The organism is Shewanella sp. LC6, from assembly GCF_006385735.2.
Taxonomy (GTDB): Bacteria; Pseudomonadota; Gammaproteobacteria; order Enterobacterales; family Shewanellaceae; genus Shewanella; species Shewanella xiamenensis.
The window spans coordinates 2,493,997-2,517,097 of record NZ_CP043902.1 but is presented as its reverse complement, the minus strand read 5'-3'; the positions used below and the strand labels follow the sequence as shown (position 1 = coordinate 2,517,097).

At 38.9% G+C, this 23,101-nt stretch carries 16 protein-coding genes and 6 pseudogenes; 11 read left to right on the top strand and 11 right to left on the bottom strand.

Going from position 1 to position 23,101, the window contains the following annotated elements; genetic code table 11:
- Positions 1–33: 33 nt before the first annotated feature.
- Positions 34–1,536, bottom strand: a complete 1,503-nt coding sequence (locus FJD32_RS11480; protein ID WP_140907608.1) for a sigma-54 dependent transcriptional regulator — start codon at positions 1,534–1,536, stop codon at positions 34–36.
- A gap of 449 nt (positions 1,537–1,985) precedes the next feature.
- Positions 1,986–2,210, bottom strand: a complete 225-nt coding sequence (locus tag FJD32_RS11475; RefSeq protein ID WP_140907607.1) for a helix-turn-helix transcriptional regulator — start codon at positions 2,208–2,210, stop codon at positions 1,986–1,988.
- Positions 2,211–2,331: 121 nt separating this feature from the next.
- On the opposite strand from FJD32_RS11475, the gene FJD32_RS11470 reads away from it, so the two are divergent.
- The 3 genes from FJD32_RS11470 to FJD32_RS11460 are packed head-to-tail and all read left to right on the top strand — an operon-like array spanning position 2,332 to position 4,640.
- Positions 2,332–2,568: a hypothetical protein gene (locus FJD32_RS11470; protein ID WP_011717013.1), complete on the top strand. Its 237-nt coding sequence runs from the start codon at positions 2,332–2,334 to the stop codon at positions 2,566–2,568.
- Positions 2,561–3,784, top strand: a complete 1,224-nt coding sequence (locus FJD32_RS11465; RefSeq protein ID WP_011717012.1) for a DUF3596 domain-containing protein — start codon at positions 2,561–2,563, stop codon at positions 3,782–3,784. The genes FJD32_RS11470 and FJD32_RS11465 overlap by 8 nt, the downstream gene beginning before the upstream one ends.
- Positions 3,777–4,640 carry an HD domain-containing protein gene (locus FJD32_RS11460; protein ID WP_181159877.1) on the top strand — a complete coding sequence of 288 codons (864 nt, stop codon included), beginning with the start codon at positions 3,777–3,779 and terminating at the stop codon, positions 4,638–4,640. Before FJD32_RS11465 ends, FJD32_RS11460 begins: the two co-directional genes overlap by 8 nt.
- A 131-nt stretch (positions 4,641–4,771) precedes the next feature.
- Here the strand turns inward: FJD32_RS11460 and FJD32_RS11455 are convergent, their stop codons facing one another.
- From FJD32_RS11455 to FJD32_RS11425, 7 genes and pseudogenes are all read right to left on the bottom strand, one after another.
- Positions 4,772–7,033, bottom strand: coding sequence for a tyrosine-type recombinase/integrase (locus FJD32_RS11455; protein WP_240200009.1), 2,262 nt, complete (start codon positions 7,031–7,033; stop codon positions 4,772–4,774).
- A complete protein-coding gene (locus tag FJD32_RS11450) occupies positions 7,030–8,238 on the bottom strand; it encodes an IS4-like element IS10A family transposase (RefSeq protein WP_001206290.1) in 1,209 nt (402 codons plus the stop codon). Before FJD32_RS11450 ends, FJD32_RS11455 begins: the two co-directional genes overlap by 4 nt.
- A 102-nt stretch (positions 8,239–8,340) precedes the next feature.
- Positions 8,341–9,222 (bottom strand): hypothetical protein, encoded by an 882-nt coding sequence (locus FJD32_RS11445; RefSeq protein ID WP_240200008.1) that lies wholly within the window; start codon positions 9,220–9,222, stop codon positions 8,341–8,343.
- Positions 9,192–11,732, bottom strand: coding sequence for a hypothetical protein (locus tag FJD32_RS11440; protein ID WP_140907648.1), 2,541 nt, complete (start codon positions 11,730–11,732; stop codon positions 9,192–9,194). Before FJD32_RS11440 ends, FJD32_RS11445 begins: the two co-directional genes overlap by 31 nt.
- Positions 11,729–12,307, bottom strand: a complete 579-nt coding sequence (locus FJD32_RS11435; RefSeq protein WP_069454884.1) for a hypothetical protein — start codon at positions 12,305–12,307, stop codon at positions 11,729–11,731. Before FJD32_RS11435 ends, FJD32_RS11440 begins: the two co-directional genes overlap by 4 nt.
- A 512-nt stretch (positions 12,308–12,819) precedes the next feature.
- Positions 12,820–13,107, bottom strand: a pseudogene (locus FJD32_RS11430) (phosphohydrolase); the annotation flags it as partial.
- Between the two features lie 453 nt (positions 13,108–13,560).
- Positions 13,561–14,744, bottom strand: a protein-coding gene (locus FJD32_RS11425) for an IS3 family transposase (protein ID WP_107947817.1) whose coding sequence is annotated in 2 segments (ribosomal slippage) — positions 13,561–14,489 and positions 14,489–14,744 — 1,185 coding nt in all. Because the reading frame shifts where the segments join, the coding sequence is not laid out codon by codon here.
- Between the two features lie 1,172 nt (positions 14,745–15,916).
- Between FJD32_RS11425 and FJD32_RS25065 the strand changes: the two are divergent.
- The 4 genes and pseudogenes from FJD32_RS25065 to FJD32_RS11410 form a co-directional block, all read left to right on the top strand.
- A pseudogene (locus tag FJD32_RS25065) lies at positions 15,917–16,388 on the top strand (ISAs1 family transposase); the annotation flags it as partial.
- A 661-nt stretch (positions 16,389–17,049) separates the two neighbouring features.
- Positions 17,050–17,484, top strand: a complete 435-nt coding sequence (locus tag FJD32_RS11420; RefSeq protein WP_140907650.1) for a DUF2057 family protein — start codon at positions 17,050–17,052, stop codon at positions 17,482–17,484.
- A gap of 120 nt (positions 17,485–17,604) precedes the next feature.
- Positions 17,605–18,075: a MerR family transcriptional regulator gene (locus tag FJD32_RS11415; RefSeq protein ID WP_011918420.1), complete on the top strand. Its 471-nt coding sequence runs from the start codon at positions 17,605–17,607 to the stop codon at positions 18,073–18,075.
- Positions 18,075–18,596: pseudogene (locus FJD32_RS11410) on the top strand (cation transporter); the annotation flags it as partial. The gene FJD32_RS11415 and the pseudogene FJD32_RS11410, both read left to right, overlap by 1 nt.
- 51 nt (positions 18,597–18,647) lie before the next feature.
- Here the strand turns inward: FJD32_RS11410 and FJD32_RS11405 are convergent.
- The gene (locus FJD32_RS11405) at positions 18,648–19,571 is read right to left on the bottom strand and encodes an IS5-like element ISSpu11 family transposase (protein WP_069455281.1); all 924 of its coding nucleotides are present in this window, start codon (positions 19,569–19,571) and stop codon (positions 18,648–18,650) included.
- Positions 19,572–19,652: 81 nt separating this feature from the next.
- On the opposite strand from FJD32_RS11405, the pseudogene FJD32_RS11400 reads away from it, so the two are divergent.
- The 3 genes and pseudogenes from FJD32_RS11400 to FJD32_RS11390 form a co-directional block, all read left to right on the top strand.
- A pseudogene (locus FJD32_RS11400) lies at positions 19,653–21,389 on the top strand (copper-translocating P-type ATPase); the annotation flags it as partial.
- Positions 21,390–21,399: 10 nt separating this feature from the next.
- The gene (locus tag FJD32_RS11395) at positions 21,400–21,750 is read left to right on the top strand and encodes a cupredoxin domain-containing protein (protein ID WP_011918418.1); all 351 of its coding nucleotides are present in this window, start codon (positions 21,400–21,402) and stop codon (positions 21,748–21,750) included.
- A 372-nt stretch (positions 21,751–22,122) separates the two neighbouring features.
- Positions 22,123–22,230, top strand: a pseudogene (locus FJD32_RS11390) (IS5/IS1182 family transposase); the annotation flags it as partial.
- 92 nt (positions 22,231–22,322) lie between these two features.
- Here FJD32_RS11390 and FJD32_RS25060 read toward each other — a convergent pair.
- Positions 22,323–22,403, bottom strand: a pseudogene (locus FJD32_RS25060) (twin-arginine translocation signal domain-containing protein); the annotation flags it as partial.
- 234 nt (positions 22,404–22,637) lie between these two features.
- Between FJD32_RS25060 and FJD32_RS11385 the strand changes: the two are divergent.
- The gene (locus FJD32_RS11385; RefSeq protein WP_011918417.1) at positions 22,638–23,087 is read left to right on the top strand and encodes a hypothetical protein; all 450 of its coding nucleotides are present in this window, start codon (positions 22,638–22,640) and stop codon (positions 23,085–23,087) included.
- Positions 23,088–23,101 lie beyond the last annotated feature (14 nt).

The following is a 23,101-nucleotide window of genomic DNA, read 5'->3' as shown; positions in this document are numbered from 1 at the left end:
GGGCAACTTTGGTGCCAATACTTTTTTTAGCGATTATTTATCTGCTGCTATTCCTAAACGTTTCATCCAATTGGTGAGCGTCTGGTGATCTTTTAAACCGAGCATTTGAGTAGCATGTTTTTTAACGTTTCCACTGGCTTTAAGAGCGGCTTCAACATATTTTTTTTGAAAATTATCAGTCAGTTGTACTATATCAACTTTATCATTAAATGTTAAGGAAATTGGTACATCTTCTACTACTTGTGATCTTGTTAACATCGCTTGGGATAATTCATATTCATCCATTATTGAAGTATCTGACCATAAAAAAGCACGATTAAGCGTGCTCCATAGCTCTCGAATATTGCCTGGCCAGCACTGACTGGTTAGAAATTTAATTCCTTTTTCGGAAATTTTCTTACTTATATATTGTGGGTGTTTAGATGCAGAACGATTGATTTGCTCTACAAGCTGACCAACAATGAGGGGGATATCTTCCTGACGCTCCCTTAACGAAGGGATTCGAATCACGCCAACGGCCAAGCGATAAAACAGGTCTTCCCTGAATTTTCCATTAGCAACTAGCTTACTTAAATCTTGGTGAGTCGCAGCAATGACACGCACATCCACATTGATGGTTTTAGTATCACCCAATCGTGTCACCTCTCCCTGTTGCAATGCTCGAAGCAGTTTAACTTGAACATCCAGAGGTAATTCACCCACTTCATCTAGAAATAGAGTTCCATTATTGGCTTGCTCAAACAAACCTGGGTAATCCTTATCTGCGCCAGTGAAGGCTCCCTTTTTATGGCCAAATAATATAGAGTCGACAAGGTTTGGCGCTAATGCCCCGCAATTGACTATTTTTAGCGGTTGGCCTGCTCGTAAACTTGCACGATGAATGGCTTGAGCCATTACTTCTTTACCCGTTCCTGTTTCACCTAAAATTAAAACAGGCACTTCAGATGCAGCTACGCGTTTAGCTTTACTTACTGTATCTTGCATAACGAGAGACATAGCTGTTATGACAGAAAACGCAGACTCTAGTTTGGGTTGAGAGGTAGCTAAATAGGCAATATTTTTTGATGCTGAGCGAAGATACTCACTGCCAAAATCAATGGGGATCTCAACATGAAGTAAATCGTTGGTTGGTGTGGCCTGAAGAAACTTTGTGTTAGCCTTACCTTTGCCAATCAAAACTGATAACGCCGTCATGGCTGGCGTACCAGATGTAAGATTTATTGATAGTGTGTCGGCTTCTTCACTGAGTTTTGTAATCCATTTTTCAGTTTCTTTAGCTATCGTGTGGTAGTCAATGGGGCTTTCAATATGTGCTTTGACTATTTTAATGTCATTATAAGGCCTACCATTTACCGCCATGCTTTTTTTCAAAAATGCTTCAAACCTAGACCACGTCTCTTCTTTATCATTGGATAGAATAACAATTTTATCAAAGTGTGGTTGTGCTTTAAGAGCAATGGCTGTAATTGCAGCAATTTTATCTTGCTGCATATTTTCTAAATCACGATTGCCAAGCCAAGTTAGTAGTGTATGCATTGGATTTGTTCATTTAGACCATTAGTGTAAATAATAATACCTAAAATAAGAAAATTTACATCAAATGAATATTGACACAAATGGCTGTGACGGGGTTTTTAATCGATAAATGTCCAGATACCTAGGTATCAACATCACGGTAACCCTGGTGCGTGTATTGTTATCAGGAATATCGTAGTGGAACTCACTAAAAGAGCTATTCCAGTGGATCGTTGGAGCTAGATTGAAGGTTTTTTACCATCATAACACCAATGTAAAATGTGACCCCATAACTGAGTAGACCGTTACTAGAAAAGCTTCGCTACACAAAATGAAAAAGTAATATCGATATTAACAAACAACGCGCCCTACCCCACGAGCTAGTTGAATAAGTGCAGGTGCACACTGAAATTTTTCAGAAATGAATATTAATTAAGATAAACGGTTCAGCCTACCTACCATTAAGATTTTCAATCACTTACATGGGTCATTACATCTTCTACTTTACAACCAAAATAATGACACAAAGAGTCGATCGCCTTTGTGGTGGTCGAATATTCGTAACTGGGGTTCATCATCTTTGATAATGCAGTACGGTTAACCCCTGTCGAATCAGCAACCTCTTGAAGCGTAATTTTTCGTCTTTCTTTAAATTCTTTTTCAGCTATTAACTCTTTGATTTTAAAACGAATCACTTTATTTAACCTCTAAATGAGTTAAAACAACCCAAAATGTTCCTTGCAAGAACAAAAAACACATGATTTAATGTTCCCATGTAGAACATTTAACGCATCCAAAGAACACTGTGAGGTTTATATGAAACAAACTTTACTCAATGCCAAAGAACTTTCTCAAAGGATAAAGTTTAGTGCGGCATATATCAATCATACATTGAAAGATAGTGTGTTCATTGAGGGTATTCACTACATCAAACCTTTTGGTGGTAGAAAAATTTTTTACATTTGGGAAGAAATAGAGATTGAGCTCTTTAGAAAAGCAGAACGGAGCAAAATCGTTGTACCAATGGCACGCCGAGGTGTTTGCCATGGGTAACATTAGAGCGCGCGATGGCAAACTATTTTTCGATTTCACTTACGAAGGGATCAGATGTCGAGAGCAAACGGTTTTGATTGATAATCGATTAAACCGATCAAAATTGACCAATATTTTGAATACTATCGAAGCTGAAATTCGACTGAATCGATTTGTGTTTAAGTCCTATTTTCCTTCGAGCTCAAGATGTAGCCAATTTTCAGAATATGACATCAGAGTGCAACAGCATTTGGCTGAAAATGTTGAACCTTTGACTGTAAATATTATGTCAAATATTCCTACATTCGAAGAGTTTGTCGGCGAATGGGTTGTAGAAAACAAGATTCAATGGAAAAAGAGTCATTGTAAGAACATACAGATGATCATTGAATGTTACTTATTACCTGCATTTGGTCATATTAGATTAAATGAAATCACAAGGCCAAGTTTGATTAAGTTTAGAGCTTCTATTGCTGACTCTAGACGTACAGGCACTACAGAAAAACTAAGTAACGACTGGATTAATCATGTAATGACGCCACTACGAGGGATCTTAAATGAAGCAGCATTACGATTTGACTTCCCTACCCCGTTTGTCAATATCAAGCCTTTAAGAATCGATAAGACGGTCATAGAACCCTTTTCTCTAGCGGAAGTTCAATATTTTTTAGAGCACATTCGAGATGATTTTAGAAATTATTATACCGTTAGATTTTTCACTGCCATGCGAACAGCAGAAATCGATGGATTAAAATGGCAATTTGTTAATTTAGATCGTTATGAAATCTTAATCCAAGAAACACTTGTTGACGGTTACGTTGAAACCCCTAAAACATCAGCCTCTTATCGTAGTATTCAATTATCACAACCTGTAGTTGATGCATTAAAAAGACAGCGAAAAGTAACTGGCAATAAGACTTATGTATTTTGTAATGCAAGTGGCAACCCATTAGAGCACCGAAATGTAACGAAACGAATTTGGTACCCAGCTTTAGACGAAATGTGCTTAAAAAGAAGACGCCCATACCAAACAAGGCACACTTGCGCAACGTTATGGCTTGCAGCAGGTGAAAACCCTGAATGGATAGCCAAACAAATGGGACACAGCACAACAAAAATGTTGTTTGAAGTTTATAGCCGTTATGTTCCAAACGCGACTAGGCAAGACGGTAGTGCATTCGATCGACTCATTCAGCATGTTAATTTTGACTTTAACCGGGAGAGTTCAGATGAGTAAGCCAATATTCGTGTGGATGAAAAGCATTAAGTTTAGTGCAAATCTCCCTACTGCAAATTGTGAGTTTATTGCATCTAATAACCTAGTTAGTGCAATAACATCAGCAGATATAGCAAGAAATTGTAAAGTAGCTTATGGCCTTGCACAAATAATTGCATCTCATGACTATCATGGCAATACTGTTGTTTGCACAATAAAAACCATACCAACCAGATGTTCTGAACAGCAATATAGTCAAATGATCGGTCTAGTTAACGAGCTCAAAGAAAGTTTAGTTGGCCGATTTCTTAGACTGCTTAGTTTTGTGACGATTGATGAACTTCAACCCTTTACCGATTTTATTCTGAATAAAGAGGATATCCTTAAATTATTCATGAGCTCAGAAGCCAGCTTTAAGCATCATCATTGTTATAAGGGAGGCTTGTTTGAACACAGTATTGAAGTAGCAGAAATGACTTATCAGAATGCAAAACACTTAGGTCACTCAGATGTTGAATGTCAGATAGGGCTTATTGCTGCACTATTTCATGATATTGGTAAAATTTATCCGGCTTTAAACATGAAAAATAATAAATACTGTGCAGGGCCACATGAGAGTTATGCCTTTGCTCTTTTGGCTAAACCTTTAGGCGAGCTCGGTACGTTAAACAGCCGCGTCTTTTCAATGTTAAGCGATCTTCTAGCAATAAAACCATATGGACATAAGGCTCGATATGCTATTGAACATGTATTAAAGCAAGCAGACCGTACATCAGCTGAATCTAATTTTGCTAAAACCCAATTCAAAACACTTCCGTCCCACTACTATTTTACTAAAGTAGATGGGAGCGTAATTTATAGGCTGAATAGCTTATGAACACATATTAAAATTATGGGGAATTAGATTTACAACATGTCAATCCAAATAAAGTTAAATCAATGGATATCATAATTTATGGTCATTTTTAAAACACTAAAATTTGCTTTATTAAACTCACATAAAATATATCATTTCTTTTCATTGTAGCTAAAAATTAATATTAAGTGTAAGAAACTAAACAGACTTTGATGTCGCTGTACACGTTTGTACGCATTGTTAACTAGCAATATCTCAAGAAATCCATTTCCATCATGCTTTCCTAAAAATCGACCTTCACTTTCACTCGCAATAGTAAAGTTTTTCTCACTAAACCCATAATCCACAATGGTTTTTATCCATCTATCTTCTATTCTATTTGAAGCTTCAAGAGTGAGATCTGCTCTATGATATTTAAACCTTAAATGGCGGTCTTTTAGTCCCAGTAACTGACAAAAACGGACAAACATCCTAGAAACGTTGGACTCAGGGCATCGCAAAGCATAACCCTTCCCCGGCACTGCATATTTCAAAATACTCATGCTTAACCTAACATTGGCCAGCGTCAAAGATTCCGCTTCGATACTTTTATCAAATTTATTACATAGATAAGCAAATACTTTACCTGATTTAGCTAAATAACTATTAGTGTTGTTCGAATCTGATGAATGAATAAGTCTTGGAAAGTTAGGAATTAACGGGAGAGGTTTTCCTATTCGAGGGTAGTTGTTATGTACTTGCTCGGCATTAGTAAGAATTTGCTGTAATTGTTCAACTGGGACATTGAAAGTATGAGATGAGTCAACTATCGAACAGAATTTTAAAGCAGCGAGTGCTTTAGCCCATGTCAAACTACTGACTTTTATAGTAGGGTGAATTTCCTTAACAAAGTTTGCTAAAGTCGGAATTTTTAATGATGAAATTAATAGCGCAGGTTTAATGCTCAACTTAGTTTCAGTATCTTTAGTATAATACTGTATTCTCTCTGCCAGACTTAATTCCTGCTCCTGCTCCATTAATGTAGATCGACCTATACACTCTGAACAAAAGTACTTAGTTAAAGTAAATCGAGGTTGCAATTCTAAGTAATGCAATACATCCTTGAGATGCAGGTAACTATTTAGCGTCGAATAAACATCTTTATGCCCTAACAAATGGGATAGAATAAACATTTTTTTCCGAGTATTGTTACTGTAGCATAATCGATTCTGTAAGCGGCTTAAATATTCTGCACTAAAGATCTCATGATTAAATAACTTAAGCTGAATTTTTCCTACCTCGATAATATGAGGATTCAAGCGACACCATGACCAATTGGCAAAACTATGTCGTAGATGGTGAACGCGTAAGCTATAGTCATGAGTATAATGACGCATTAAATCGGTTATTAAATCATAAGCTTGATTTGCAACTTTTTGATTATCAAATAATAGGGCGTTTTTACTTTGTTTCATTTTATGATGAATTTGATACTTTTTTCTAAGTTTTTCTATCGCGATTTTAGGCCAAAATGCATCTAATGGTATCTCTCTACGAGCAGAAGATGTTTTCAACGTTCTATGCTGGTTAGGTCTTACTGATAGCTTAACATAATCAAACTCATGCTTAGATGGAAATAAAATTGAAAATGAAAAATCCGACCACGTTAATTTTGCAGCTTCATTTCTGCGCAAACCGCTAAAAAAGCAGAAGCACAATAAAAAATACGCATAATGATAAACTAGTCCATCATTAAAATGTTGAGTTAAATAGTTCAATATTTCATCAATGTGGGTAGGAGATATCATGTTCGCATCAACTTGACTTGAACTACCTATTATATCGATATCAGAAAGGCATAGATCCCGAACTAACCTGTTGTCAATCAAAAATTGTGCAAAGTAATAGACATATTTTTTACGTTGTGCTGAAGAAAATAATTCAGCCGAATCATTCAATTTACTAACCCAATCTTCACCAGATAACAATCCAATATTACAGGTGCTAAAAACTGTTAGAAAAGGCTTACTAAGACTTTTAACGTAGTCGATAATAGTAGATAGTTTTAAACGACTTTTAGAAGTTCCTCCATGCTTTAACAAAGAGTATAACCATGAACATAAAAGCCAAAAGTAAGGTACGGCGGCGATTTCTGGTTTTTTTATAGTGTTTTTCAAAAATTTAATACATTTTTCTCGAACATTGTTCTCTAACCTAAATTTCAGTAGTCGCTCAAAAAGTTTGTCCAAATTTTTTAATATGATTTTGATATCGATGAAGGGGGTATCTCCAGCATTGATCATTTTCCAGGGTTTAGACAGGATTAAATTATCGCTACTAGGTTCTAAGATACGAGGTTCTAAATTACGACAGGCTTTGTCCGTTAGCAAACGACAAAACGCATGCTCAGGCAATGCTCTGAAGGATCCCCTCATAAATCAGCCATAGCATAGCCATATTTGAGCAACTGATTGGCGAATAATACCCAGGCCGCCAGCAATTCTTTCTCCGTGATTTGATAATCAGGCCGCCTGAGTACCTCCAATCCCAAGCGAATCGTTGAGAGTACCGTTCGATGCCCAATGGTATTGGCCTGAAAATGCTTATCCCAGCCCTGTTGCTGTGCGTGTAAACCAACTAGCCACAACAGGCATTGAACCATCAACGCTATCAGTAGGATGATGTCGAATCGCTCTGGACTGTTGGTACGACTTTGGCGTAAGCCAAAGCCGTATGCCGGGCTTTTGAGGTCACGAAAGGTTTCCTCTATTTGCATACGTTTGGCGTACAGGTTTACCAGCTGCTTTGGGCTCCGAGATTCTGGTGGTAAATTGCTGGCTAACACCCAAGGCTCTTTCGCCGATGTTGAGTACGTTTTTGCCGATGGATGGTGGCAATTAGTCCTCGTTGAACGCTGATTTGTACGCCCCTTAGGTTTGCTACGATAAAGCGTGAGATGGCAATTGATAGGGTTAGTTTTGGTCAAGGTCTTACAACCCAGGCTCTTCGCTTGACCGTTGGCCAAGTCATGTGTACTGCGAACTGCACGCCAATTTTCAGCGCCAATATCTGCAAATTGAACTGTACCGCGAATACGGCTTAGCCAAAACCAACCATGCGCCTCAACCTCTTTGTACCAAGGCACTTTGAACCCCGCGTCAGTCACGATGAGAGGGGTAACATGCAAAGGTAAAATCTTGGCTAAGTCCGCTAAAAAACCGTTGTGGGAGGCCTTAGAGCATTGTTCTGATAGGGGATAGGACTTCTCATACAGGGTAATAGAGCGGCCATTGAAGGCTATTGAGGCGCGCAGAGCCATGATGCGTTTATGCTCTCGGATGTCTGACCAATCGACGAGCACAATCGGCATAGGGTTACCAGAACAGATGAGGCTGGCATGCCATTGGTAGACAGCTAACCGTTCTTGATGCAGATGCGTGTTGCCGAGCAAACGATCAATGCGCTTGATGTTGTGCTTGGTTCGGGCCGTGGTTGGTAAATTTCGACCTAACTCAGTCAAGGTCAGTGTCTTACATTCAATCAGTGCCTTAGAGGCCAGCATCAAGCTGTTTAATCGTTTTAGGTGAAGTTCTGGGCAGTATTGGTGTAAAGAATGTTGTAGGATATTGGCTTCGCGCATCTTGTTGTCCAAGTGTAGTTTTTAGCGAAACCATTTGATCATGCAACAAGATGCGCTTCCACCCTAATTTGATGATTTATTTGTAAATCATCAGGGGATTCTTCAGGGCAATGCTTGACTGACCCTTGGTAGAATATACATCTGATACTGCACTGGACCGTAGCGCAAGACATTATCTATTTTCCGTAATGTTCTTAATTTTAGAATAGATAACGCTGACCAATCGAAATCAGATACAAAATTTAAATATTTTACTACTAAATCCATAACCTTAAAAGATTTATTTACATTTAAAACATTCCATTGTTGCAAGGCAACTACTGCAACATCACTTAATATGAACCTAGTCGAGTATGTATATCTCTTCTCTGACTGCCAATAACAAAGACCACCAACATAAAAAATATTTTGCGGGAATTCAAGAATCGAAATCAATTCTTCGGTTTTACTCAACCCTACGGTCCAATATACTAATAAAGCAGTTCGACCTAGTTTAGCATCCACAGTTAGCATCCTACTGGGTACGTTAAGTTCACTATCTATGATAGTATTAAGCTGTTCTACAATAGGAAGTTTAATAAGTTCAACTGGAGATAGTATTGGTTTATCACGTTTTAATGTCACTATGACAGGTATATTTGGAGAGTCAAAATTAAATTGTTTTTTTGCATAATTAAGCAGTGCTTGCAATATTAGCAGCTGGGTTTGTTTTCCAATAACATCTGGCTTTAAATGAGAAATTAAAGATTCTAACTCTTCTTGGATAAAATTAGTCTCTGATAACAGGAAATGATTTTTCAAATGTCCTAGCAAGTTTTTATATAGTGAATAAAATATTTTTTTAGTATCAACTCCTTTTGACTCATCACAAATGGTATGACAATTTTTAGCTAAATAGGCAACTAATGTCTCTTGATATAAAGGATGTCTTTCATCTTTAATAATTAAATCATTTATGAAAGAACTGATTTTAACTTCAACCATCCTACCTCCTTAAACAGTTCATCAAGTACAGGAACAATGTCATTAATGACTCCGATATGGCTTAATGCTGAATAGTGCCCTAGTGGTACTTCTCCCGCTTGCCAATGACCCATTTGAAAATTGATCAATTCTGACGCAATATTTTTTTCAAGTAACTGGGATTTAAGCCAATGTCGTCCTGCATTAGATGGCATCGTTATTTCATCAACAGTATGGTTGGCTAGTTCTGAGGGTGATAAATTCTTCGCTACTAAACTAGAACCTTGTTGATGCAACAAGAAAAATGGCCCCAGTTCCTTACGTGAATTCCTGACAGTTTTGTACCAATGGGTAGCTTGCATATGATTAAAATTTAATACATTTTGATCAACATCTACGATGTTATCAATCGTATTACAAAGCTCAGGCATTAATACTCTTAACAGTGCACGCAGACACCCTAAATGACGCTTATATTCAATAAGTTGCAACTTTAAAACATTAGGTACTGCAACAATACGGGAGTGACTGAAATCCGAATCGTCCTTATCACTGATCCCCATTAGGTTTAATGATGGGATGAATAGTGCAAATGTCGGTAATGGATTCCAAGCAGCACGATAACCCGTTCCAAATAACAACATCCACGCTGTATAAACAGCAAAAGCATTATGATAGTTGATAATGTCTTCTACTCGATAATGAACACCCGGTTTTGACTCATGTACTTTTAAGGATAGTGAACTAATTAGTTTAGTGATCGCCAAATGAGATGGCATGAATGAAGAGCCGATAAATTGGTCATTTTGACTAAAGTATCGCAATTCAAATAACGAAAGAGATAAAGGGTTACCGGTGAAACTTTCTACATTTTTCTCAACACTTTGCCATAATTTATTGAGCTGTTGACATCGATAGTGATTACCCACATTAGCATAGCTTCTCGCGACACGTGTAGTATACATATTAACTGCATAGCTATAGTCAACATAGATGGGATCAATTATATCTGTAGAATTTAGGTAGTAACTTACAAAGTTAACTAAACGCTTAACGCTCATACGGCTTGAACTATGGCGGTCTGATATTTTTTTCAATTTCCGTGTGATATTGTTGACGAGGAGTTGAGTATCTGATTGATTGATAATAGGTCCTGTAGCGCGGTCTCCAACATATGATTCAATCAATTTGAGCAAAAAATCTGGACACGGTGTAAAAACTTCTTCAGTAACGTCTCTTAAGTCAGCATTACCTATCCTTGATTTGGCTGAATGGACAACATAGAAAAACCACCAACCACGTCTTTCAGGATCAATATACAAACCTTGTTGTTTCTTTTTAAGATCTTTAAAAATAACTAAATTTTGTAAATCTACTATTGATTTACTTAATAACATCATAATCCAAATAGCAATGACGAACTCATGGTTTACTTTTTTTTTGCCTAGTCTTATCAATTCTTTAATTAGCAGATTGAGTTCATTTGGCATTAATAATTGAGTGTTTTGCAACCCCATATTGTGAGAGCGACGAACTTTAGCTGTTACATCGATGGCAGTTCTGGACTGGACTGACTTGTTAAATGGTATTTTAGCATCTAATAGCTCAGTTTTATCACGTTTAGAGTTTAGCTCACCATTACTTACAACAAATGTCTGTAACGCATACTGGTCATCTTCATCTAATCCGTCCAGGTTGGGTATAAGCGGCTTATCTGGTATCAAAACAGAAACATCATCGTGAGCACCAACAATTGGCACTGCTACTGGATCCGAAAATCTTATAGGAGATGGTCCATGAGGCGAATAACTTCGTGGAACGTATTTGGACGGCTTCCAGTCATTAGCAAAAAAATGCGCTAACACTCTAAGATAATTTTTATAGGGTAAATAGCTCCACAGTGTCTTTTTGTCGACAAATTCAGTAATTTGGTTGGCAATTGACAGGGGGGAGTCAAGCGGTGTTTGGGGTATTGTATCTCTGACAAAGTTACATTCTGGCGAATAAGAAGCACTCATAAAAAGCCTAAAGTTTGCACATGCCTCATCTTCTCTAGTTGTTGATTTGGTCGCAAGCTCTGTATCTCTCAACGTTTCCAGTACCGTATAGTAGTGTTTGGTAAATGCTGCGAGCAGCTCACAGGATTTGATAGTGAGTTTGTATTCAGAGGATTTTAATAATAAAACATAGAAGGGATATTCGCTACACCAACCTTTTTGATAACTGCTTCGATAGTATTCAGACTTTAAAAATCTGTCGTTAATTTCAATAGTGAATTCATGCAAGGCATCAAAAATGTAAGGTGGCCAGTGCAAAGCGCTTAAAATTGACTCGGCAGACTCGAATGAAAGATTCCTGACTCTAACAATCAATTGAACTAGTTGTTTAAAGCCTCCTAGTGATTCTGGGGCATTAACTCTGTCAAGAAGCTCCTCAAAATCCTCTAGCACCTCATCTTTTCCTATGCTCAGCTTCTTATGCTCGCAGTAATTGCAAATATGTTCATGAAGAAGCTGTTTGAGGCAAATCATTTTAGCCTCACCATTTTAGTGCTGATATGCAGCCACTCACATAATTGAGTTTTTGTTTTGATCATAGGGAACAGGGATTGCCATTGAGACGAATTAAATACAGACGGTTGCTCCTCAGATGTAAACCATACTGTTAGTGATTGTGTAACAGTGTCGCCAGTTACATCTACAAACTGCTTAAGTAGCGGCCTAATAATGTCATTTAACATCATTAAGCGAAGAGTTTCTTTATTTGGACGTCGCGGTAAAACAATGCATGGTACTAATGATTTATCATCAGCAGCATAGATTTTGCAAAGCTTGTGATATGTCAATATGCCTGAAATTAGTCGAAAGTTGCCAAGCTCAGTTTTGCTGACTAACAATGGTACTTGATATGAATCAAGTAGTATTGATGCTTGTGACTCGAAACCGTCATCGGAGCTTGGTTTCAATGTGTTTATTAAATTAAATGATTCACAAAAGTGTTTTAGCTCTCTTTCGAGTTGAATTAGGCGAAATGGGACTTGCTCGAACTTCACATCGACTAATAGTCTATCTAAATTTTTTTTGAAATGTTCTGCATGAATGTTCATCATCCACCTATGACCATGGCAAAGTAGTCATTTTTGACATTTATAGCTTGTGCCAATTTTGTGCCAAAATCAAGGCTGAAAAATCTGATAAATGCACTAAACATGAATAGATAATGTATAATAAGTCTTTTAAAAATTGGTAGTTATGGTATAATTAGAGAGTATAAGCTGATGCTAACATGTTCGAATAACGTCTTGACATGGTAGGGGTCGGTGGTTCGAGTCCACTCGGGTGTACCATTTATTGCTTTAGTTCAAGACCTTATCACTTTGTAAATTATTTTACTCTGTGCCCAAACCAAATTTACGAATTCCTATCTTAAATATATTCAAACAGACACAACATTTCAAGCACTCAATAAATTGATATGTTTATACGCCGGAAAAAATCAAAACTAACATCATTTGTGCCCAAACTTGTGCCCATGTGCCCAAAGTAGTTTTTAGAAGTGATTTGCAGTGACCCCTACTCTGGATAGTAAATATATAACCTTTTCACATACCCTAGCCTAGAAAGTAACTTCTAAACCCGCACAATTATGAAGATGCTCAGAAGCAGGCTGCAAATGTACATAGGTAGCCAAATGATCAATGCGGGCTGAATCAGCTGTTGAAAGTCACGCTTATGAAAGCCAAGTACCTACGCAGTTTAGCAATCAACTCATCTAGTGTGGATTGCAAATCCTCAGGTGACACAACTGACAACCCCTTCAGAAATGGGGGTTGCGTGGAATTTCTGTATCCAGTTGCGATGACAGTTCAGGTAGTGCTTTGGTTTGAAAAAATAGGTTTTTGAACATAGTGAACCTCCGACACAATAGTGTGTGTACGACCATAATAAAGTTTGATAAAAATTATGGGTGTCATGAACGGTAATACCGCTATTGTTTGATAATTTATCTGAGGACGAATTTCAGTTTCACATAATTAAGTTTGATCATTTTCAAACTCACTTTTGGACAGAAATCAGTTAGAGCAAAAGCTCTTAAGATGGCCACTGGCATTAGGATAAATATGGCAATCGAATATACCGTAACGCCATTTTAAGCGGGTAAAACTAGTGGGATAACAATTGTAATAAACGAATAAAACAATAACTTTTTTGTCAGGTTTGTTCAATACTATGGATAGGTCTCGGCTACGCGAGGCCTATCCTTATTTGTTAATTGTTCTTATTATGTAAAGCCATAACCATTGGAAAAACAACTCGACCATCTATCCTACTTAATAGTCCTTGCATATATTTGAAGTGGTCAACTAAATTTGGCCACGGCTTTAGAATCTTCCCAAAATCTTCGCTCTGATTCATTTGGGCTTAATCCTGCATTATAATGATGTGGCCTGACTTGGCTGTAATAGCCAATAATATAATCAGTCACATCTTGTTTAGCTTCAATAAAACTCTTATAGCCTTGCGTTGGCACCCATTCCGTTTTTAAACTCCTGAAAAATCGCTCCATTGGCGCATTATCCCAGCAGTTACCTCGACGGCTCATGCTCTGAGTTATTTGATATTTCCACAGCCTTTGACGGTATTTAAGGCTAGTGTAATGACTGCCTTGGTCAGAGTGAAATATCAGGTTTTTAGGCTTACCCCGTGATTCAAATGCCATTTCCAGTGCTTTCACTGTTAACTCAGTATCTGGTGAAAATGACATCGCCCAACCCACCGCTTTTCTGGAAAATAAGTCCAGTACAACCGCTAAATAGCACCAGCGATTACCCGCCCAAATGTAAGTGACATCGCCACACCAAACGGTGTTTGGTTCAACCACTGCAAATTGTCGTTCGAGTATATTGGGGATAGCGACGTGCTCCTGCCCAGCCTTCTTGTAGTGATGTTTCGGTTGTTGGCAACTGACTAATCCTAGCTTTTTCATTAGCCTAGTGGCTCGATAACGACTTAGTGTAAAACCCCGTTCAGAAGCGATAGTGGCAATGTTTCTCGCACCCGCGGACTGGTTACTTTGTGCATGTATCGCTTTGATTTCACATTCTAAACGTCGCTGCTCTGACGTCACAATATGCTCGTGACTCACCCAATAACGGTAACTACTACGGTTCACGTTAAATGCATGGCATAACACTGAAATAGGATATTTATTGCTCTGATTGAGTTTCTCGATTATCGAGAATTGTTCAGCGAGTCCGACATCAATAGAGCAGTAGCCTTTTTTAAGATTTCTTTCTCGAGATTTATGCGCTCAATTTCACGTTTAAGTGCCCTAATCTCAATCTGCTCAGGCGTCATGGGTGAGGCTTTAGGAGTAAGCCCTTTGCGTTCAACCTGAAGTTGCGTTACCCACTTACTGACCGTTGATTTACCTACGTTCATGGCTTTGGCAGCCGCTTCTTGTGTATAGCCTTGGTCAATGACTAATTGGGCAGTTTCGAGTTTAATCGCTGCGCTATATCGAGCACGTTTACTTTTATTCATTTTGTCACCTAAATTTGCTATGAATGAGATCATAACATTTCTTATTAGGTGGCCAAATTCAGTGTGCCACTACACAACGCCCCGCAGAAGGAAAGAAGCTTAATAGACACCACATAGAAGCACTCAGTCAGCGCTTTGGTGTGCCTGTATCATTATTTTTTTAGCTCAGTGAATCAGACTTGCCTAGTCTGGTTCACGTGATAACATCTCGCTACACGCTTAGCTCGTCAACCAAAGGTGGCTAGCAAGCTGCCTTTGCACCGATGTTGTTACACGCTGCATTTACCCATGTTCGGGCATAAATATCTCCCTAACTCACAGAGTATCACAGGGTGAGATTATGCTTTGTAAATTCTGTTAACATTTAGCTATTTTGTTCTTAAGTCGACTTAATGCGAGATTATTGATTGATATAAATCATCCATAATCGAATGAAATTCGTTCGACTGGATAGGTTTGTTAACCAATTTAACAATGTATAATCCGGCCCTGCAGAGTATCATTCGCTTTATGGAATTTTATTTTCAACATGGTATTTTGCTGCGCAAAATAGAACGCTCTGTTTATTTATTCTGATAAATAAAAGACTTTTCATCCTCACTGTTTAACAGGCTATGTGCACGGCTTAGGAGGAGTTATTTATGTACATATATGCTATGAGTATTGATTTTAAGGACTTCTACAATACATATGGTCCAATAACAACATGTATTATATTGGAGCGTTTATTAATAACATGAATTTTAATGTGTAATCAGTAGTCCTTCACTGCTAAAAGATTGCTTCGTGTTTAAGTTAACTTACGTGAATAAAGTAATAATAAAAATTTGTTCCAGTCACTGTAATATTCTTCAATAATGAGCTAGCTAATGATGATCGTTAGCTGCAATCCGGTATGATGTGATTAAGTTGGCTTACTCAAGCTCGATATACCAGAAATCTCTATAAGAGAAACTGTTGCACTTACTTCAGCTCAGATTAATGGACAGTATTTATTTTGATAAAGTAACAAAATCAAGTTTTTGAAACGGAATGATGATACGTTAAGATCTTGTATGTGAGTATTTTTTTTAAAAATGCTGCATCTACTTAAAACTTTGTACAGAGCCAGTACATATACCGTTCCAGCAAACAGTTTCAAGTAAACCAACAATACGGACAAATCCGCAATTGAGCACGGTCATGGGTGAACTGAATGTCGCCAGCGCTATGTTATTGATAGTAAAAACTTAGTCGGTGACTTTTCAAAGTGGAAAAGGTTAAAAAAACGTTATGGTTGAAAGTTGTCGCCTTGAGAAAGGAAAACCAATCGAGCTGGAGTATCGTTATTATATTAGTTCTGAGGCGTTAATTGCCGAACAAGCAGCGATAGTCGTTCGAGAACATTAGGGCATAGAATCGATGCGCTGGGTGCTTGATGTCAGTATGAGTGAGGATGTATGTCTGATATACAATGCTCACGGGGCGGAAAATCTATCATGCCTGCATCATATGAGCTTGAATATGTTAGGAGCAGAGCCGACGAAGATAAGCATTGTTAGAAAACAAAAGCGATGCATGATGAATCCATCGATGCTTAAAGTAGTATTAAAGACTGGATTTAGTAGCTCGGTTACAAATAAAATACTCATGCGGTGGCCCTGAGTCCTGTGCTCTCTGCAATATCCCTTGGGCATATCTACATAGTACAGAGCACATATCCCGCCCAGGTCTGCATCTCCCCAGTGTTATGTCAGGGTAAGGATTCATTGAATAGTTTAATAATTGTAAGTTGAATATCTTAATAGACCTAGGATTGTGACTTACGTCATGGAATTTGATTCTAAAATTTGCTAACGTAGTCCATATGATTAAATTGAGTATAATAGCATGATTAAGATTTTGCTAAATTTAGCAGTTATATTGACATTAATAACACAGTTATTAGTGCCAAGTAATGCTATGTCTAGCGATATATCTGAATCAAGTATGCAATCTAACTCTATGTCACATTCAGTTATGATGGACAATGATTGTGATGACGATAACTATAACTGTTGTGCCGAAGATTCAAGTCACTGTATTAGCCATTGCCATGTAGTCGCTAATGCATTTGTTTTGTTATCGGGCTCAAATTTAATTAACAATCCATTCACAAGTTCTAAAGTTGACTCGACTTTATGGATATCAACTCCGGTTTCGCTTGGAAGTCAAAATCCCCCTCCAATTGCTTAATTCTTTATTTTAATTAATCACTTACTATTAATTTATAAAGATTTTTGTTGCTCGTTTACTTATGAGCATCATAAAGCTTCTGGAGTTTCTTATGAAAAAATTTATCGCAATTACACTTTTATCTTTAGCTAGCACAGTTTCAATGGCTGCTACTATTACATTACCTGATTATCTTATTTTTACTTCCGTTGATGGCCAGTCTGTGGCTAATAAGGGACAGATTGACATTGAACCTGGTCAGCATTTGCTTGAACTTCAGTTTTATGATGATTACTCAAAGGGAGCAGATGACACTAATTTTGTAAAATCTGATGCATTATATTGGAGTTTGAATTTAACTAAGAACGAAGATATTCAGGTTAGAGCTAAGGATATTTTCACTACAAAATCTGCTCGCAAATTTATCGACTCCCCTCAGATCACAATAGACACGGCTAGCTTAAAAGGCGAATCAGTTAAGCTGGTTAACCATGCAGAGTTAATGTCTATCATTATGAAACAACACAGTAAAATGATGAATCATTAATTGGATTAATAGGGCGCTATCATAGCGCCCTATCAATACCTAATATACTTCTTGAGCTGTGTGTTACACACAGAGTTATAGTTGAACTATCGTAGTTATTTATGATGGTTTGGAGGTTGTATGAAAGTGGCTCAACTCGCTAATAAATTGGGTGTATCCGCTGATACTGTGCGTTTTTATACTCGAATTGGATTACTCAATCCAAGCAAATCTCCCAATAATGGTTATAAAACATTCAACCATAAAGATATGGTGAGGATGCAATTTATTTTGAGTGCTCGAAATTTAGGATTTTCTGTCGAAGATATTAAAGTTATTTTTTCTAAGACTGATCTTGGGGATAGTGCATGTCAACTTGTACGCGAATTAATTAAAGTAAAGCTGCTTGAAACTGAGCAACAGTTCAACGAAATGGTGAAATTAAGAAGTAAGCTTTCTAAGGAGGTACAAGATTGGTCTCAAATGCCTGACAACATACCCACAGGAAACATGATTTGCCATTTAATAGAGAATACAAATCAAGAGGATATAGTTTCAGAAGAATTAGGAGTTCCCCATTATGTTGATAAAGCTTCAATGGAGATTAAGTGATGACTAAAACAGGCTATACTACAATACAACTCAATATCCTCGGCGCAGGTTGCGCGAGTTGTGTTGGCAAAATTGAAAAAGCGATTAACTGCGTGCAAGGCGTTGATTCGGCCGAAATGAACTTTGCCGACAGAACAGTACTTGTTTCGGGTAACGCATCTGCCGAGTTGATTATAAAAGCAGTAGAAAGCGCTGGTTATAATGCCACTCAAATACAGGCTGAGTCGGCAGAAGATGCCATGAACGAGAAAGAACAGGCTGATTTACAACATTATAAAAGTTTATTACGCCATACCATTATCGCTTTGTCCGTCGGTATCCCGTTGATGATTTATGGACTGTTTATTGGCGAAATGACGGTATCAACCCTATTAGAGCAAACTGTGTGGGGACTGGTCGGTGTGGTGACTCTGGCAATTATGCTTATATCAGGTAGGCATTTTTATATCGGCGCTTGGAAATCATTTTTAAACCATAATGCCAATATGGACACCCTCATTGCCTTAGGTACCGGTACGGCTTTGTTTCCTAAATCGATTCAGCGAGCAAAGCTCCTCATAATCGTTTGAATATTAAACTACACGGTAAGTTTCAGGCATGCCTAGCCCAGTGAGTTTGTTCAACGCCTTTATCATCGCGTAAGTTTCTCCTACCTGACCGTTATAATTTCGCAGGCTCAATCTGCCACCAAGTAGTTGCTTCACTCTGTACATTGCTGTTTCTGAGATTGACCGCCGATGATAACCATACCGTTTTTTCCACTGTTTATTTGAACCATGAAGCTGTTGCCAACTGACCGCTAAGTTACGCGGATGACCTTGTTCCCAGAGCGCGGCACCTTCCCTCGGTGGAATGAGTACTAAAGCCCGTTTTCTACGAACGGCATCGTGACAGGCTCTTGTGTCGTAAGCACCATCACCTGAGATATTGCGGATTTTGCGATGGGTTTGCTTGAGCAAATTCGGCATAACTTCAGCGTCAGTGACACCGGATAAACTCAGTTCCGCTGCAATAATTTCATGGCTATGGGTATCGACAGCGATATGCAGCTTACGCCACACGCGGCGCTTGCCATCTGTGCCATGTTTCTTCACTTTCCACTCACCTTCGCCATAAACCTTCAAGCCTGTCGAGTCGATAGCCAAGTGCTCAATGGTGCCACGCGTCTTGGTTTTAAAAGCAATCTTGACGGTTTTAGCGCGTTTGCTGATGCAAGTGTAATGTGGGCACGAAAGCGGAATATCAGCCAGTTTAAACACCGAGTTGATAAAGCCTTGTAACGCTCGTAGTGGCATCGAGAAAACACGTTTAACCATCAGCGCGGTGGTAATGGCTAAGTCGCTAAATACGCGTGGTCGACCTTTCCTTGGTTGCTCGGCCTTAGCTTTCCACTGGGCGATAGCGTCCTCATCAATCCAGAAGGTAAGTGAGCCACGATTGATCAGGGCTTGATTGTATTGCTTCCAGTTGATTGTTTTATATTGAGGTTTTGACACGATTGATGGGCGAGTTGATGGGCTATGTCGATCAGATCACCAGCTATGGTTTTAGTTCAACTGATTTAGGAAACAAAGCCTACCGGTACTGCTTGGGTTTACTCGATGTTGATTGTTTCATTTCCACAATTGTTCCCCGAGATGGCAAGACATGTTTACTTTGAAGCGACCGCGATGATTATTGGTTTAATTAATCTTGGTTTAGCACTAGAAGTTAAAGCGCGCGGTAAAACCTCTGAAGCGATTAAGCGTCTCATTGGTTTGCAAGCTAAAACTGCTCGGGTTATCCGTGATGGGAAAGACCTCGACATCGATATTGCTCATGTATTACTTAATGATCATGTAAAAGTTCGCCCTGGCGAAAAAATTCCAGTCGATGGGGTGGTTTTTGAGGGTAACAGCACCATTGATGAATCAATGTTGACCGGTGAGCCAATGCCTGTTGAAAAAGTGATAGGTGACGATGTGTTCACTGGCACCTTGAATAAATCAGGCTCAATCATATTTAAAGCCACTCGTGTAGGTAAGGATACCGCACTGGCTCGCATTATTAGTATGGTCAAACGGGCGCAAAACTCTAAGCCGCCGATTGGGCGTTTAGCAGATGTCATAGCCGCTTACTTTGTGCCCGCTATTATGATCATCGCTATAGTCAGTGCCATGGTGTGGTTTAATTTTGGCCCTGAGCCGTCAAGTGTATTTGCCATCGTGTCTGCAACAACAATATTAATTATTGCTTGTCCTTGTGCGCTAGGTCTCGCAACGCCAATGTCAGTGATGGTTGGCGTTGGTAAGGCAGCTGAATCGGGGGTGCTTATTCGTAACGGTGAAGCATTGCAAACCGCGTCTAAAATAACCGCCATGATAATAGATAAAACCGGCACCATTACTGAAGGTAAACCGCAAGTTACCGATATTATTTTGGTTAATGCCGACAGTGAAGAGCAGGTACTTGCCTTGTCTGCTGGAATCGAAAGTCACTCCGAACATCCACTCGCGCAAGCTATTGTAGAAAGTGCGAATGATAGAGGTATAGAAGCCATTGACACTGAGCACTTCAATGCCATTTCAGGTAAAGGTGTAGAAGCTGAAGTGGATGGCCAGACATTACTATTTGGTAATTTGAAACTGATGTTAGACAAACACATTGATATTGGCCTTCACGAAGCTAAGGCTCAAGTGTTAGCTGAAAATGCTAAAACACCAATGTATTTAGCGCTTGCAGGGCAATTACTGGCTATTATTGCGGTATCAGATCCGATAAAGCCTGATTCAATTGAAGCGATTGCGAGACTGAAACTCAATGGCATCAAAGTGATTATGTTAACCGGGGACAATAAAGCGACCGCCGCAGCAGTGGCTAAAAAAGTTGGTATTGATGATTTTTTCGCAGAAGTCATGCCAGAAGATAAAGCCAATAAAGTAGCTGAACTTCAGCAACAAAATGAAGTGGTTGGCATGACTGGCGATGGGATTAATGACGCCCCCGCATTAGCGTTAGCCGATGTTGGCTTTGCTATTGGAACAGGCACTGATGTGGCGATAGAAAGCGCTGATGTGACCTTAATGCGCGGATCACTTCATGGCTTAGCCGATGCGATAGCCATTAGTAAAGCAACGCTGCGCAACATTAAACAAAACTTGTTTGGCGCGTTTATATACAACGTCGCGGGTATTCCCTTAGCAGCAGGTGTGCTTTTTCCTGTTTTTGGTATTTTGCTAAATCCAGTGATTGCTGGCGCTGCGATGGCCTTTTCATCACTTACCGTAGTGAGTAACGCTAACCGTTTACGTTTGTTTAAAGCCAAGGAACACTAGGAGGCATAATATGTTAATTAATTTACTGTGTATCGCATTAATCGGTTTTATCATTTGGTGGTTTTGGCTATATAAACCGGCAAACGATTCTAGTGTTGACGCTAGTACATTGATACTGGTTAAAGACGGTGTGTATACGCCAGCACGGATTAAAATTTCGGCTAATAGACCAACAGAGATAACCTTTTTACGCCAAGATAAATCCGGATGTTCAGCCACTGTCTTGCTACCCTACTTGGAGATTAGCCAAGATTTAGCGCTGGATAAAACGACGACGATAGCCTTACCGGCACTGGAAAAAGGTGAGTATCCATTTCATTGCCAGATGCAAATGTATAAGGGTGTATTGATTGTTGAGTAAACACTAGATATCTATGCGTACTTTTCAATATTTTGGTATCAGTGATGAATATAATAGCAGTATTAAAATGAGCATTTTTAACTTTGCCATCAATATCTTGATTCTAACCTAAGCTGTTTACGGTCTAGGTTAGAAAATTGACCGTTTTTTATTAATTACTTTTTACCTAAATCATCAGAAAAATGATGAGTTAATGATTAAGAGAGATATTATGTGTGATTTTGAACATAGACCGGGCGTTAAAGAAGCGACTTTAGTTGTCAGAAACCTAAGATTAACTGGAGTAGATAATGGCGTTGTTGCCTAAATGAATGAACCTTCCGTCTCAGATGCGATCAGATCCTGTGAATACCACGCAGGAACCGCTATCAGATGGGCAAATCTAAATCTCGCATTACCAATTGGCCGGAATATAACAAGGCGTTGACCAACCGAGGCTCACTGACTTTTTGGATAGACGAGCAGGCGCTCAACCTCTGGATATTGACGGCCGTTTCACCAATGGTCAGGTCAAACTGAGTACCCTGCAGGGATGCGGCAACTGGCAGGCTCAGACTGGAACGCGCATTGAAACTCCATACGCCAAGACTTCCGGCTACGCCAGAGAGGGTTAACCCCTTCAGGAAAGTTCGTCGAGACGTTTTCAACAGCATGCGCATTCCCTTATTTAAAGTATGGTTACTGACAGAATTCGAGAACCGATTTAAATTAAATTACTGGTTCATCCACTTACAATGAAATGAAGCTAGCACACCTTAAGAAACAAATTCATTACAATCGTGTAATGTACATAGCTGTATTACATTTACGTCATCTTCCCCACAGGTTGATTATTTTTATATATGATCATAAGGACATCTTTTATGTACCTCAGAAGGTAATTACACATGAATATATTAATCACGACCACTGCGTTTACAGCTTTATTTTGTGGGGCAGCTTTTGCTCAGTCCAGTGATATTGCCCATGAAGCACATCGATTTGTTAATAATGCCTCAGCCGTCAGTCATGTGAATTCCTCGACGCATGAAAATTTGCCGGACAGGATTAATAAAAACAGCACGCCCTCATTCTCTGAAATGAATGAACATGAAAGGGCCATTGTTGCTCATTCATTTATGAACAACAGCCCGTCCTATGCACATCAGAAAATGATTGAGGAACATAAAAAAATGCTGTCCGAGAGTGGTGAAAATTCAAAGACCTTCTCTTCTTCTTTTAACGAACTGAATGCCGGAGAGAAAGCCGCCCTCGTGCATGAGCAGGTCAATAATGCCGGTGCGGAAGCTCATCAGACGCAGGCAAGAAAGCTTCGCGGCCTGTATTCGTCCAGGTAACTGCAGGCGGGTTA